12 protein-coding genes are annotated in these 13,633 nt (G+C 62.6%); 6 read left to right on the top strand and 6 right to left on the bottom strand.

Annotation, left to right across the window (positions count from 1 at the left end):
* The first annotated feature begins 20 nt into the window (after window positions 1–20).
* On the top strand, window positions 21–1,322 hold the full coding sequence (locus KDB76_RS21485) for a mechanosensitive ion channel family protein (RefSeq protein ID WP_024087553.1): 1,302 nt from the start codon (window positions 21–23) through the stop codon (window positions 1,320–1,322).
* A gap of 311 nt (window positions 1,323–1,633) precedes the next feature.
* Here the strand turns inward: KDB76_RS21485 and KDB76_RS21490 are convergent, their stop codons facing one another.
* The 4 genes from KDB76_RS21490 to KDB76_RS21505 form a co-directional block, all read right to left on the bottom strand.
* The gene (locus KDB76_RS21490; RefSeq protein ID WP_038410074.1) at window positions 1,634–3,010 is read right to left on the bottom strand and encodes a cytosine permease; all 1,377 of its coding nucleotides are present in this window, start codon (window positions 3,008–3,010) and stop codon (window positions 1,634–1,636) included.
* Between the two features lie 72 nt (window positions 3,011–3,082).
* Entirely contained in the window at window positions 3,083–3,964 is an 882-nt protein-coding gene (locus KDB76_RS21495; protein ID WP_013973704.1) for a carboxylate/amino acid/amine transporter, read from the bottom strand.
* A 288-nt stretch (window positions 3,965–4,252) separates the two neighbouring features.
* Window positions 4,253–4,852: an FMN-dependent NADH-azoreductase gene (locus KDB76_RS21500; RefSeq protein WP_013973705.1), complete on the bottom strand. Its 600-nt coding sequence runs from the start codon at window positions 4,850–4,852 to the stop codon at window positions 4,253–4,255.
* Window positions 4,853–4,962: 110 nt separating this feature from the next.
* A complete protein-coding gene (locus KDB76_RS21505) occupies window positions 4,963–5,277 on the bottom strand; it encodes a hypothetical protein (protein ID WP_012051530.1) in 315 nt (104 codons plus the stop codon).
* 48 nt (window positions 5,278–5,325) lie between these two features.
* Between KDB76_RS21505 and KDB76_RS21510 the strand changes: the two genes are divergently transcribed.
* The 4 genes from KDB76_RS21510 to KDB76_RS21525 all read left to right on the top strand — a co-directional run bounded on the left by KDB76_RS21510 (window position 5,326) and on the right by KDB76_RS21525 (window position 9,522).
* Complete coding sequence (locus KDB76_RS21510) at window positions 5,326–6,249, top strand: LysR family transcriptional regulator (protein WP_009683100.1); 924 nt, start codon at window positions 5,326–5,328, stop codon at window positions 6,247–6,249.
* 13 nt (window positions 6,250–6,262) lie between these two features.
* Entirely contained in the window at window positions 6,263–7,075 is an 813-nt protein-coding gene (locus tag KDB76_RS21515; protein ID WP_013973707.1) for an alpha/beta hydrolase, read from the top strand.
* Window positions 7,069–7,626, top strand: a complete 558-nt coding sequence (locus KDB76_RS21520; protein WP_013973708.1) for a peptidylprolyl isomerase A — start codon at window positions 7,069–7,071, stop codon at window positions 7,624–7,626. The genes KDB76_RS21515 and KDB76_RS21520 overlap by 7 nt, the downstream gene beginning before the upstream one ends.
* Window positions 7,627–7,689: 63 nt before the next feature.
* Window positions 7,690–9,522, top strand: a complete 1,833-nt coding sequence (locus KDB76_RS21525) for an ABC transporter ATP-binding protein (RefSeq protein WP_013973709.1) — start codon at window positions 7,690–7,692, stop codon at window positions 9,520–9,522.
* Between the two features lie 125 nt (window positions 9,523–9,647).
* On the opposite strand, the gene KDB76_RS21530 is transcribed toward KDB76_RS21525, so the two are convergent.
* Window positions 9,648–10,775 (bottom strand): GNAT family N-acetyltransferase, encoded by a 1,128-nt coding sequence (locus KDB76_RS21530; protein WP_013973710.1) that lies wholly within the window; start codon window positions 10,773–10,775, stop codon window positions 9,648–9,650.
* A gap of 262 nt (window positions 10,776–11,037) precedes the next feature.
* On the opposite strand from KDB76_RS21530, the gene KDB76_RS21535 reads away from it, so the two are divergent.
* A complete protein-coding gene (locus KDB76_RS21535; RefSeq protein ID WP_023660852.1) occupies window positions 11,038–12,282 on the top strand; it encodes a putative porin in 1,245 nt (414 codons plus the stop codon).
* Window positions 12,283–12,476: 194 nt separating this feature from the next.
* On the opposite strand, the gene KDB76_RS21540 is transcribed toward KDB76_RS21535, so the two are convergent.
* A complete protein-coding gene (locus KDB76_RS21540) occupies window positions 12,477–13,598 on the bottom strand; it encodes a beta-ketoacyl-ACP synthase III (protein WP_024087555.1) in 1,122 nt (373 codons plus the stop codon).
* Window positions 13,599–13,633: the final 35 nt, after the last annotated feature.

The raw sequence follows: 13,633 nt of genomic DNA on the forward strand, positions 1-13,633 counted from the left end.
CAAAGACTGTACGCAAGCCCATGGATATCCAACGAATCTGGCGTGACTCCCTCGACCTGTGGGGCACCCTTGACCAACATCCGATGCTGCACGCGGCCATCGGCCTGGCGGTGCTGCTGCTGGTTTCCCTGGTCATCGGCCGCCTGGCACGCTTCCTGGTGTTGCACGGCGCCCGCCTGCTCGCCCGCCAGCCAGCGCTGAAGTGGCTGGACGACCTGCGCAACAACAAGGTTTTCCACCGCCTGGCACAGACCACGCCGTCACTGGTGCTGCAGTTCGGCCTGAAACTGGTGCCCGAGCTGTCCGACACCGCCCAGCACTTCCTCGGCAATGTCGCCCTGGCCTTTACCCTGCTGTTCATGACCATGGCGTTGTCGTGCCTGCTGGATGCCCTGCTCGACATCTACGCCCGCACCGAACACGCCCGCACCCGCTCGATCAAGGGTTACGTGCAACTGGCCAAGATGATGCTGTGGATCTTCGCCTCCATCGTCATCGTCGCCACCCTGATCGACCGCTCGCCACTGTTGCTGCTGTCGGGTCTGGGTGCCATGTCGGCGGTGCTGCTGTTGGTGTACAAGGACACCCTGCTGTCGTTCGTCGCCAGTGTGCAGCTGACCAGCAACGACATGCTGCACGTGGGCGACTGGATCGAAATGCCCCAGGTGGGCGCCGATGGCGATGTGGTGGACATCACCCTGCACACCGTGAAAGTGCAAAACTTCGACAAGACCATTGTCTCCATCCCCACCTGGCGCCTGATGAGCGAGTCGTTCCGCAACTACCGCGGCATGCAGCAGTCCGGTGGCCGACGCATCAAGCGCAGCCTGTTCATCGACGCGGCCGGCGTGCGGTTCCTGACTCGCGAGGAAGAACAGCGGCTGAGCCAGGTGCACTTGCTGGCCGACTACCTGGCCGGCAAGCGCCAGGAGCTGCAGCGCTGGAACGAGGCCATGGGGCCGGTGGCCGAGCTGTCGGCCAATCGCCGCAAGCTCACCAACATCGGCACCTTCCGAGCGTTTGCCCTGGCCTATCTGAAGAATCATCCCAACGTGCACCCGAACATGACCTGCATAGTGCGGCAGATGCAGACCACCGCCGAGGGCGTGCCGCTGGAGATCTACTGCTTTACCACCACCACGGTGTGGGCGGATTACGAGCGGATTCAGGGGGATATCTTCGACTACCTGCTGGCGGTGTTGCCGGAGTTTGGCTTGAGCCTGTATCAGCAGCCGAGTGGCAACGACATGCGGGCGGGGTTGAGCGGGCGTGTATCGCAAGAGCCTGTGCCGCGTCGGCTGGAAGACATGAGCGAGGCTTGATATTGCCGGGGCTGCTTCGCAGCCCATCGCCTGCAAGCCAGCTCCCACAGAGGTCACGCAGATCGTGAGATCTTCGTTGTACCTGTGGGAGCGGCTTTAGCCGCGAAGAATCCAACGCGGTGCATGGCACCGGCTGCGCCGGTGTTCGCGGCTAAAGCCGCTCCCACAGGGCCCCTGCTAATTCAATGAGTTATGTGCAGTTCGATGAGAGCTGGCTTGCCGGCGATGGGCCGCAAAGCGGCCCCAAATTGTTTGACTGACAGGCATTACGAGGGTGGTGTTTAAGCAGCCCTTTTCGTGCCAGGGCCGAGTCAGGTGTGCGCATTCATGGTTGTCGAAAGCCGGTTGCTCCCGCGCCCATGGACCATGCAGTACAGCGCACCGGCCAGGATCAACCCCATCGCCCAACTGATATCCGCCCCCAGCCACTCAGCCACGAACCCCGTGTAGAACGACAGCTTCATGAACGGGATGGTACCGATGATCGACACGGCGTACACCGCCAGGCTTCGACGATTGAAGCATCCATAACGCCCCTTGGAGTCATACAGCGCCCCCACATCATAGCGGCCCCTGCATACCCAGTAGTAATCCACCAGGTTGATGGCGCTCCATGGGATCAACAGGTACAGCTGGCCGATCAGGATGTCGGCAAAGAACGTATCGAAATTGTATTGGGTGGCGATGGCGATCAGCGTTGCCGCTGCGGTCAGGCCAGCCATTACCAAGGCCTTGGCCGTCGCTGTCACACGCCGGATGGCCTTGAAGGCACCAAAGATCGTGACCGACGACATGTAGGCGCTGTACAGGCACAGCACGTTGTACTGGATCACCCCCAGCGCTATCACTGCCAGCGCCAACGGCGCCCACGGGCCGAACAACGCGGCAATGGCTGTGGCCGGGTCATGCCCCAGTGCCGACGGCAATGCCACTGCCACCAGCGCGCCGAGTGCCATCATGGCGAAGGAGCCCAGCGCACAACCGCAGTAGGTGGCCCAGAACGTGGCGCGTGGGTTGACGTTGGCCGGCAGGTAGCGCGAGTAATCGGCTACATAGGGGCCATACCCCAGCGTCCAGGAGGCCGACTGGGCCACGATCAGGTTGAAGGCGGTGAACGAGAAGCCGGTACTCACTGCCGTCGTGGTTGCCATGTCGCCGGGGTGCAGCAGGATCAGCACCAGGGCGCCCGCAAAAACCAGCGTGGACAACAGGCTCATCCACGCGCCCAGGCGGTGGATCAGCTCGTAGCCGACAAAGCCGATAACAAAGGTCAGCAAGCCGACCACCACGATCGCCTGGTCATCGCTCATGGGCACCAGCGCCTGCAAGGCACTGCGCATCAGCACGCCGCTGGCGGCGAGGAACAGGACTGCGGCCGTGACCATCACCAGCAGAGGGAGCGCGGCACCATGGACACCGAACTGGGCCCGGCTCTGGATCATCTGTGGCACGCCCAGGTGAGGCCCTTGGGCAGAATGCGCGGCCATGAACACGGTGCCGATGAGGTTACCGACCAACAGGCCCAACAAGGTCCAGCCAAGGCTTAGCCCCGATGCAATGCCCAGGGTGCCGACCATCAGCGCGGTTATCTGGAAATTGGAGCTGAACCAGATGGTGAACAATCGTTTAGGCGTGCCATAACGCTCTGCGTGTGGGACAAATTCGATACTTCGCGTTTCTAGCTTCACGCCGGTCTCCCGATTTTGTTTTCCGGATTATCGGGTAGGGACCGGCGGAATTTGGGTTCAGTAACGAACGCGTCATAGCTGACTGCGCCATGGCTTGCTTGATAACGTCAGGGTACCCAGGCGGCTCATCCACACCGACGCCAGGATCACTGCCCCGCCGATGAACAGCCTGCCCAATGGCTCGTCCTGGTTCCAGATCAGTAGATTGAGCAGCAACCCTACCGGCACATGCAGGTTGTTCATCACCGCCAGCGTCCCGCCCGAAACCATGCAGGCGCCCTTGTTCCACCAGTACAGCCCCAGCGCCGTCGGGCACAGGCCCAGGAACAGCAGCACCAGCCACTGCACATCGGTGGTCGGCAGGTGCTGGGCGTTGCCGAACAGCAGGAAGGCCGGCAACACCACGAGCAAAGCCCCCAGGTAGAAATAGCCGAAGCGCTTGTAGTGCGGCAGGTCGCTGGGGTGGCGTGCAACCAGATGGCGGTACAGCACCTGGCCGGCGGCGTAGGTGAAGTTGGCCAGTTGCAGCAGCAGGAAGCCGATGAAGAACTCGCCGCTGATGGTGTCGAAGCGGATCACCGCCGCGCCGGCCACCGCCACCAGCGCTGCCAGCAGCGCCCACGGGTTGAAGCGCCGGTTCATGGCGTCTTCGATCAGCGTCACGTGCAACGGCGTGAGAATGGTGAACAGCAGCACCTCCGGCACGGTGAGCACGCGAAAGCTCAGGTACAGGCAGACGTAGGTGATGCCGTACTGCAACGCGCCGATCAGCAGCATAGAGCGCATGAAGCGCGGCTCGACCTGGCGCCAGCGGGTCAGCGGCAGGAACACCAGGCCAGCCAGCACCACGCGCGCGAGCACGGCAAAGTAGCTGTCGACGTGCCCGGCCAGGTACTCGCCGATCAGGCTGAAGGAAAACGCCTGGATCAGCGCGACGATTATCAGGTAGCCCATGGTTGCCTCTCGTGGATCAAGGCCGCGACCTTAGCGGGTTGCGGCAAATGAGTTCAACCATGAGGAATGTAAGGGCTGTGCCGGCCTCTTCGCGGGTAAACCCGCTCCCACAGGGACACCACAGGCCTCAGGTGCCGTGATATCCCTGTGGGAGCGGGTTTACCCGCGAAGAGGCCGGCACAGGCACCCATGAGATTCCAGGCATAAAAAAAAAGCCCGGCCATGCAGGCCGGGCAGGTACACCCAAAGGAGCAACAACAGGTGTCAGGGTTGGGAATTCGCTAAGCCTCAGGCCACCGCCGCCAGCTTGGCCTTGGCCTGGTTGACGCCCTTCTCGTGGAAGTCAGCGCTCATGTTCAGGCCTTCGGCATGGATGAAGTCGACATCGTGAATGCCGATGAAGGCCATTACCTGGCGCAGGTACGGTTCCTGGTGGTCGCTGGTGGCGCCGGCGTGGATGCCGCCACGGGCAGTCAGGACGATGGCGCGCTTGCCGGTCAGCAAACCCTGCGGGCCGGTGGGGGTGTACTTGAAGGTGATGCCGGCACGCAGCACATGGTCCAGCCAGGCCTTCAGGGTGCTGGGGATGGTGAAGTTGTACATCGGCGCAGCCATCACCAGCACGTCGGCGGCGAGCAGTTCATCGGTCAGTTCGTTGGAGCGGGCCAAGGCGTCCAGTTCCGCCGCACTGCGCTGTTCTTCGGGCTTCATCCAGCCACCCAGCAGGTTGGCGTCCAGGTGCGGCACCGGGTTCACGGCCAGGTCGCGCACACTGATCTGATCGGCCGGGTGGGCGGCCTGCCACTGCTGGATGAAATCACGGGTCAGCTGACGGGAAACGGAATCCTGCTGGCGGGCGCTGCTTTCGATGATCAGTACGCGGGACATTGGGGTGCCTCCATCGGCAAAAAGGGTTGCGATTCGATGGAGGTGAGATTACGGGTTGACCTATCGATAAAAAAGCGTAAAAAATGGGTTCAATCTATCGATTTATCAGTTTATTCTGCACTGCAGTTCAAGGCGATCCGTAGTTTGATGATCTGCCGGTTGAACTTGGCAGTGACATCGACGCTTTTACCGGCCGGTACGTTCACCCGGCGCACCCTTGGTGCCTCGGGGCCATTGCGGAAGGTCACCTTGCACGCGGCCGGTACCTGCCCATAGTTGTTGAGGGTGATGGCGCCAATGTCATAGGCCGTGTCATAGGCGGTGTAGTCGAGCTTTACCCCGGTCAGTTCCTTCTCAACGTCGATGGGATAAGCCATGGCCCCGAGGGGCAGGCACATCAGTATTGCCGCACAACATTTCTTCATTGGCCGCTCTCCTTGAAAGAGCGCAGCTTAGGACAACAGGAGCGAAAGATGAAAGCGCCGCGCGTAACCCTTGACCAGTGGCGAACCCTGCAGGCAGTGGTCGATCACGGTGGGTTTGCCCAGGCCGCCGAGGCACTGCACCGCTCGCAGTCATCGGTCAGCTACACCGTGGCCCGCATGCAGGAGCAACTGGGCGTGCCGCTGCTGCGCATCGACGGCCGCAAGGCGGTGCTCACCGAGGCCGGCAGTGTGCTGCTGCGCCGTTCGCGCCACCTGGTCAAGCAGGCCAGCCAGCTCGAAGACCTTGCCCACCACATGGAACAGGGCTGGGAGGCCGAGGTACGCCTGGTGGTGGATGCCGCCTACCCCAGTGCCCGCCTGGTCCGCGCCCTGGCCGCGTTCATGCCGCAGAGCCGTGGCTGCCGGGTGCGCCTGCGTGAAGAAGTGCTGTCTGGCGTCGAGGAAGTGATGCACGAAGGCATCGCCGACCTGGCCATCAGCAGCTACAGCATCGGCGGCTACCTGGGCGCCGAACTGAGCGCGGTGGAGTTCGTCGCCGTCGCCCACCCCGAACACAGCCTGCACCGCCTGGGCCGCGAACTGACCTTCCAGGACCTGGAGAGCCAGTTGCAGGTGGTAATCCGCGACTCGGGCCGCGCCCAGCCGCGCGATGTCGGCTGGCTGGGTGCCGAGCAACGCTGGACCGTCGGCAGCCTGGGCACCGCCGCTACCTTTGTCAGCAGTGGCCTGGGCTTTGCCTGGCTGCCCCGCCACATGATCGAGCGCGAGCTACGCGAAGGCGTGCTCAAGCCGTTGCCGCTGGATCAGGGTGGCAGCCGCCACCCACTGTTCTACCTTTATTCGAGCAAAGAGAAGACCTTGGGCCCGGCTACGCAGATTCTCATCGACCTGCTGCGCAATTTCGACACCGCGCCATTGGACGTGCCCTTCGCAGCCCCCCCGCAAGCCTGAGAGGACCGCGCCCATGGCCTATTTCGAACACGAAGGATGCACACTGCATTACGAGGAATACGGCCAGGGCGAACCCCTGGTATTGCTGCATGGCCTGGGCTCCAGCTGCCAGGACTGGGAGCTGCAGGTGCCGGTGCTCAGCCGCCATTACCGGGTAATCCTCATGGACATCCGCGGCCACGGCCGCTCCGACAAGCCACGCGACGGTTACCAGATCGCCACCTTCAGTGCCGACCTGCTGGCCCTGCTCGAACACCTGCACACCGGCCCCGTGCACATCGTCGGCCTGTCCATGGGTGGCATGGTCGCCTTCCAGTTCGCTGTCGACCACCCGCAGTGGCTGCGCAGCCTGTGCATCGTCAACAGCGCCCCCGAGGTCAAGCGTCGCACCCGCAGTGACTGGGTGTGGTGGCTCAAGCGCTGGGGCCTGGCGCGCCTGCTCAGTGTCGAAACCGTCGGCAAGGGCCTGGCCGAGCGGCTGTTCCCCAAACCGCAGCAGGCCGAACTGCGGCACAAGATGGCCCAGCGCTGGGCACGCAACGACAAGCGCGCCTACCTCAAGAGTTTCGACGCCATCGTCGACTGGGGTGTGCAGGAACGCATCGGCCAGGTTCACTGTCCTACCCTGGTGATCGCAGCCGACCAGGATTACACCCCGATACAACTGAAAGAACGCTACGTTGCCCTGATGCCTCACGCCAGGCTGGTGGTCATCGACGATTCCCGGCACGCTACACCCCTCGACCAACCCGAGGTCTTCAACCAGACCCTGCTGCAGTTCCTTGCAGCCGCTTCCACCTCTCAAGGATCTTTGAGCCCATGCTGAAAAAACTCCTGCTCACCGCCTGCTCGGTCGCCTTCGCCACCAGCGTCATGGCCTCCGACAAGACCCCGCACGTACTGCTGGACACCAGCTTCGGCCAGGTCGAGATCGAGCTCAACGCCGAGAAGGCACCGATCAGTACCAAGAACTTCCTGCAGTACGTCGACAGCGGCTTTTACAACAACACCATCTTCCACCGCGTGATCCCGGGCTTCATGGTCCAGGGTGGCGGTTTCACCGAGCAGATGGTGCAGAAAGAAACCCAGGACCCGATCAAGAACGAGGCCGGCAACGGCCTGCAGAACACCCGTGGCACGCTGTCGATGGCGCGCACATCCAACCCGAACTCGGCCACCAGCCAGTTCTTCATCAACGTCGCCGACAACGATTTTCTCAATCCGGGCCGCGACGCCGGTTACGCCGTATTCGGCAAAGTGACCAAGGGCATGGAGGTGGTAGACCAGATCGTCAATTCACCGACCACCGTCAAGAAAGGCATGCGCGATGTGCCAGCCGATCCGGTCTACATCAAGTCCGCCAAACGCATCGACTGACCGCAGGTTTCACAGGGACGTGAAAACCTTCCGGGGTCGGGTAGCACAGGAGTCTTGTCACCCATGCTGTACCGCCGTTTCGAGCAACTGATCGACATCTTCCGCGACGCGCCCAGCGAGTCGCCACCTGGCCAGGTGTGGCCGTTCTACCTGTACTACCTGCGCCAGGTGTGGCCGAGCTTTCTCGCCCTGCTGGTGGTGGGCCTGTTCGCCTCGCTGATCGAGGTGGCGATGTTCAGCTACCTCAGCCGCATCATCGACCTGGCACAGGGCACGCCCAATGCCAGTTTCTTCAGCGAACACAGCGGCGAACTGATCTGGATGCTGGTGGTGATCCTGCTGTTGCGCCCGATATTCTTCGGCCTGCACGACCTGCTGGTGCACCAGACCATCAACCCCGGCATGACCAGCCTGATCCGCTGGCAAAACCACACCTATGTACTCAAGCAGAGCCTGAACTTCTTCCAGAGCGACTTCGCCGGGCGCATCGCCCAGCGCATCATGCAGACCGGCAACTCACTGCGAGACTCTGCGGTGCAGGCGGTGGATGCGCTATGGCACGTGCTGATCTACGCCATTACCTCGCTGGTGCTGTTCGCCGAGGCCGACTGGCGCCTGATGCTGCCGCTGCTGCTATGGATCGCAGGCTACATCGCCGCGCTGTTCTACTTCGTCCCCCGGGTGAAGGAGCGTTCGGTGATTTCCTCCGACGCCCGCTCCAAGCTGATGGGCCGCATAGTCGACGGCTACACCAACATCGCCACCCTCAAGCTGTTCGCCCACACCGACTTCGAACAGCAGTACGCGCGCGAAGCGATCCGCGAACAGACAGAGAAAACCCAGCTGGCCGCACGCGTGGTCACCAGCATGGACGTGGTCATCACCACCCTCAATGGCTTGCTGGTGGTCGCCACCACAGGCCTGGCGCTGTGGCTGTGGAGCCAGTCGCTGATCACCGTCGGCGCCATCGCCCTGGCCACCGGCCTGGTGATCCGCATCGTCAACATGTCGGGCTGGATCATGTGGGTGGTCAACGGCATCTTCGAGAACATCGGCATGGTCCAGGACGGCCTGCAGACCATCGCCCAGCCGGTCACCGTCACCGACCGGCCCAACGCACCGGCGCTCAAGGTCAGCCGCGGTGCGGTGCGTTTCGATGATGTGGACTTCCATTACGGCAAGGCCGCCAACGTGATCGAAGGGCTCAGCCTGGACATACGCCCGGGCGAGAAGATCGGCCTGATCGGCCCCTCGGGGGCAGGCAAGTCGACCCTGGTCAACCTGCTGCTGCGGCTGTATGACGTGCAGGGCGGGCGCATTCTCATCGACGGCCAGGACATTGCCGAGGTAAGCCAGGCCAGCCTGCGCGCGCAGATCGGCATGATCACCCAGGACACCTCGCTGCTGCACCGCTCGATCCGTGACAACCTGCTGTATGGCCGCCCCGATGCCAGCGAGGCCGCGCTTCATGAAGCGGTGCGCCGGGCCCGCGCCGACGAGTTCATCCCGCAGCTGTCGGACGCTCAGGGGCGCACCGGTTTCGATGCCCATGTGGGCGAGCGCGGGGTCAAGCTGTCGGGTGGCCAGCGCCAGCGCATCGCCATTGCCCGGGTGCTGCTGAAGAATGCACCGATCCTGATCATGGACGAGGCCACTTCGGCGCTGGACTCGGAGGTAGAGGCAGCAATCCAGGAAAGCCTGGAGACGCTGATGCAGGGCAAGACGGTGATCGCCATTGCCCACCGGCTTTCCACCATCGCCCGGATGGACCGGCTGGTAGTGCTGGACAAGGGGCGGATTGTCGAGAGTGGCAGCCACAGTGAACTGCTGGAGCAGCAAGGCTTGTATGCCCGGTTGTGGCATCACCAGACCGGGGGGTTTGTCGGGGTCGACTGATTCCTGTACTGGCCTCTTCGCGGGTGAACCCGCTCCCACAGGGACCGCACAAATTTCACGGTCTGTGCAGTACCTGTGGGAGCGGGTTCACCCGCGAAAGGGCCGGCACAGGCAATATGAATGGATCAGTCCCGGCGATAGGGCAACATTCCCCTGGCCTCCTCGGCATACGCCCGCACCCCTTCCCGCTCCTGCGCCAGAAAATCCTCTACCGCCCGCCGCAGCCCCGGGTGCAGCAGGTAGTGCCACGACCGCGTCAGCACCGGCTCGAAGCCGCGAATCAGCTTGTGCTCCCCCTGTGCCCCGGCATCGAAACGCTGCAGCCCTTCGGCAATGGCAAAGTCCATGCCCTGGTAGAAACAGGTTTCGAAATGCAGCCGGTCGAATTCGTCCAGGCACCCCCAATAACGGCCAAACAGGCTGTCGCCCCCCACCAGGCTCAGGGCCATGGCCACATCACGGCCACCCTGCCGCGCCATCACCACGCGCAACGCTTCGGGCATGCGCTCGGCAAGCAGGCTGAAGAACTCGCGTGTCAGGTAAGGCGCACGGCGGCGCACCGCGTAGGTATTGGCGTAGCAGCGGTAGACGAAATCCCACTGCGCCTCATCCAGTTCAGCCCCACGGTACCAGCGGAATTCAATACCGTGCCCGGCCACCTGTTCACGCTCCTTGCGCATCTGCTTGCGCTTGCGCGAACTCAGACTGTCGAGAAAATCCTGGAAGTCACGGTAGCCGTGGTTGCGCCAATGAAACTGGCAGCCCAGGCGCTCCATCCAGCCCGGCTGGCCGGCCAGCTGTTCGTCCAGCGCCGGCTCGGTGAAATTGATGTGCGCGCCAGACAGCCCGCCCTTGGCCAGGTACTCCGGCAACGCCTGCAGCACCAGCAGGCCATCGGCTGGGTCGGCGGCGAGCAGGCGTGGGCCGCTGACCGGGCTGAACGGCACGGCACCGAGCAGCTTGGGGTAGTAGGCAATGCCGGCCCGCTCACAGGCATCGGCCCAGCCATGGTCGAACACGTACTCGCCAAACGAGTGCCATTTGCGGTACGCCGGCAGCAGCGCCCGTACCCGCCCGTCACGTTCCAGCACCAGGTGTTCGGCGGCCCAGCCGGTGTTGCGCGCGACGCTGCCGCTGTCCTCCATGGCGCTTAGAAACGCATGGCGTAGAAACGGTTGGCCAGCGGGCACCAGGGCATCCCAGGTGGCCGCCGGAAGATCACGCAAATGAGCAAGGCTGTACAGGCTGGTCACGGTTTCGGCTCGCTGTTTCAAGGTACCCAGTATCCCCAAGGAAGGCCCACCACTCAAATCACGATAGCCGGGACAGATCCTTTTATTCTCAATTACTTAACCGCAGTGCCACCAATTCGACATTAATCTGTCATTCGCCCCCGCAATACTTGCGCCTGTTTTCCGGAACCCCAGAACCTGTCTATTCAGGCCCTTTCCGAAGACATGCCAACACAGGGGCGGGCGCTTGAGCCTCCCCATCTTATTCAACAGGGAGAACCTTATGCGTCTTGTTTCTACACTTACCGGAGTGAGCCTCACCGGCATGATGCTGGCTCTGAGTACTCCGGCCAGTGCAGCTGTCGACGCCAAGCTGCTCGAAATGCTCCGCGCCAATGGCTCGATCAACCAGGCGCAGTACAACGAACTGCAGGCGGACCTGGCTCAAGAAACCAAGGAAAAGGCCGCTCAGAAAGCTCAGTCCGAACGGATGAGCTCCTTTGAACAGAAAGTGGCATGGGCCGCCAAGACCCAGGTCAAGGGTGATTTGCGCCTGCGTTACGAAGACGTCAACGTCGACGACCCGAACAGCAGCAGCGGCAACCAGGACCGCCAGCGCGTGCGTGCCCGTGTCGGCTTCTACAGCGAAATCAACCCGCAGGTCGACGCGGGCATCCGTATCGCCACCGGCAGCAGTGCCGACCGCCGTTCGACCAACCAGAGCTTCGACAACTACTTCGACAAGAAGTCGCTGTGGGTCGACCAGGCCTACCTCGACTGGCACCCGACTGCAGTTCCCAACCTGCACCTGATTGGCGGCAAGATGGCGCAGCCATGGGTGAGCATGGGCGACATCATCTGGGACAGCGACATCAACCCGGAAGGCGTGGCAGCCACCTACAAGACCGACCTGGGCGGGGCCGAAGTGTTCGCCAGCGCCGGTCAGTACACCCTCAAGGACAACGTCGATGGCGACGGCGTGCAATACAAGCATGACGCACAGGTCTATCACGGCCAGTTGGGCGCCAAATTCGCCCCGGCAGACGTGCTCAAGCTGACCGTAGGTGCCAGTATCTATGGCTACGACAACGACAAGGAAGCCACCATCCTGCAGTCGTTCGGCAACACCACCAACGAGTTCAACCTCGTGGAAGGCTTCGGCCAGCTGGACTTCACCGGCTTTGCCATCCCGCTCTCTGCTTACGGTCAGTATGTGAAAAACACCGAGAGCACCGATGGCGAAGACCAGGCCTGGTTGGCAGGCCTGAAAACCAAGGTCGGCGCCTGGAGCCTGGACTACAACTACCGCGACGTGCAGCGTAACGCCGTGGTCAGCCTGTTCACCGACTCTGACTTCGGCAACGGCTTTACCGGTTCGCGCGGGCACAAGTTCAAGGTCGGATATGAAATCGACAAGAACTTCTCCCTGGGCGCTGCCTACCTGATGGCCAAGACCGACCTGTCGCAGTTGCCCAACAGCGATGCCGATGTAGATACCCTGCAGGTAGACTTGGAAGCCAAGTTCTAAGCAAAACCCTGCACTGCTTCACCTGAAGCGGGAAATGCCGACCCCATCCGGCATTTCCCGCTTTTTTTGCCTGTGAAAAATGCACCGGCCTCTTCGCGGGTAAACCCCACAGGGCCCCCACAGATCTCAGGGCCTGTGGAGTACCTGTGGGAGCGGGTTCACCCGCGAAGAGGCCGATACTGGCTTGCGCTCAATCAGCGCTTGCGCAGAACCACGCTACCTATCGAATACCCCGCACCAAACGAGCTCAACACGCCCAGCGAGCCCTTGGCCAGGTCGTCCTGGTAAAGGTGGAAGGCAATCACCGACCCCGCCGAACTGGTGTTGGCATAACGGTCGAGAATCACCGGTGCATCTTCTTCGGCCACTTCACGCCCCAGCAGCTTCTTGACGATCAGGTGGTTCATGCTGAGGTTGGCCTGGTGCAGCCAGAAGCGTTTCACATCGCTGGGTTGCAGCCCGTTTTCCTGCAGGTGCTCACCGATCAGCTCGGCCACCTTCGGGCACACCTCGCGGAACACCTTGCGGCCTTCCTGGATGAACAACTTGTCCGCCGCGCCCTCGCCCTCTTCCGCCGCGCGGTTGAGGAAGCCGAAGTTGTTACGGATGTTGTTGGAAAACTCGGTCCACAGCTTGCTGCTGACGATGTCGAACTGGTGCGCCGAGGTGGCCTTGTCGGCACGTTCGAGCAACACCGCAGTGGCAGCATCACCAAAGATGAAGTGGCTGTCGCGGTCACGGAAGTTCAGGTGGCCGGTGCACACCTCCGGGTTGACCATCAGCACCGCGCGCGCCTGGCCCAGGGCCACGCTGTTGGCGGCGGTCTGGATGCCGAAAGTGGCCGACGAGCAGGCCACGTTCATGTCGAAGGCAAAGCCCTGGATGCCCAGCGCCTGCTGCACTTCGATGGCGATGGCCGGGTACGGGCGCTGCAGGTTGGAGCAGGCGACGATCACCCCGTCGACATCGGCCGCCGTGCGACCGGCGCGCTCCAGGGCCTGGCGGGCGGCGGCCACGGCCATTTCGCAGAGCACCGACGGTTCGTCGTTGGAGCGCTCGGGCAGACGCGGTTTCATGCGCTGCGGGTCGAGAATGCCGGCCTTGTCCATGACGAAGCGGCTCTTGATGCCCGAGGCCTTTTCGATGAACGCCGCATCGGACAGCGGCGCCGCCTCGACTTCACCGCGCTCGATGGCGGCGGCGTTGTCCTGGTTGAACTGCTGCGACCAGGTGTTGAAGGACGCCACCAGTTCTTCGTTGGAAATGCTCTGGGCCGGGGTGTACAGGCCGGTGCCGCTGATCACGACGTTATGCACGGTCGTTCCTCTGGTCAAAGGCCATCGCCACGGGG

It is taken from the genome of Pseudomonas sp. JS425 (assembly GCF_018223845.1).
Classification (GTDB): domain Bacteria; phylum Pseudomonadota; class Gammaproteobacteria; order Pseudomonadales; family Pseudomonadaceae; genus Aquipseudomonas; species Aquipseudomonas asiatica.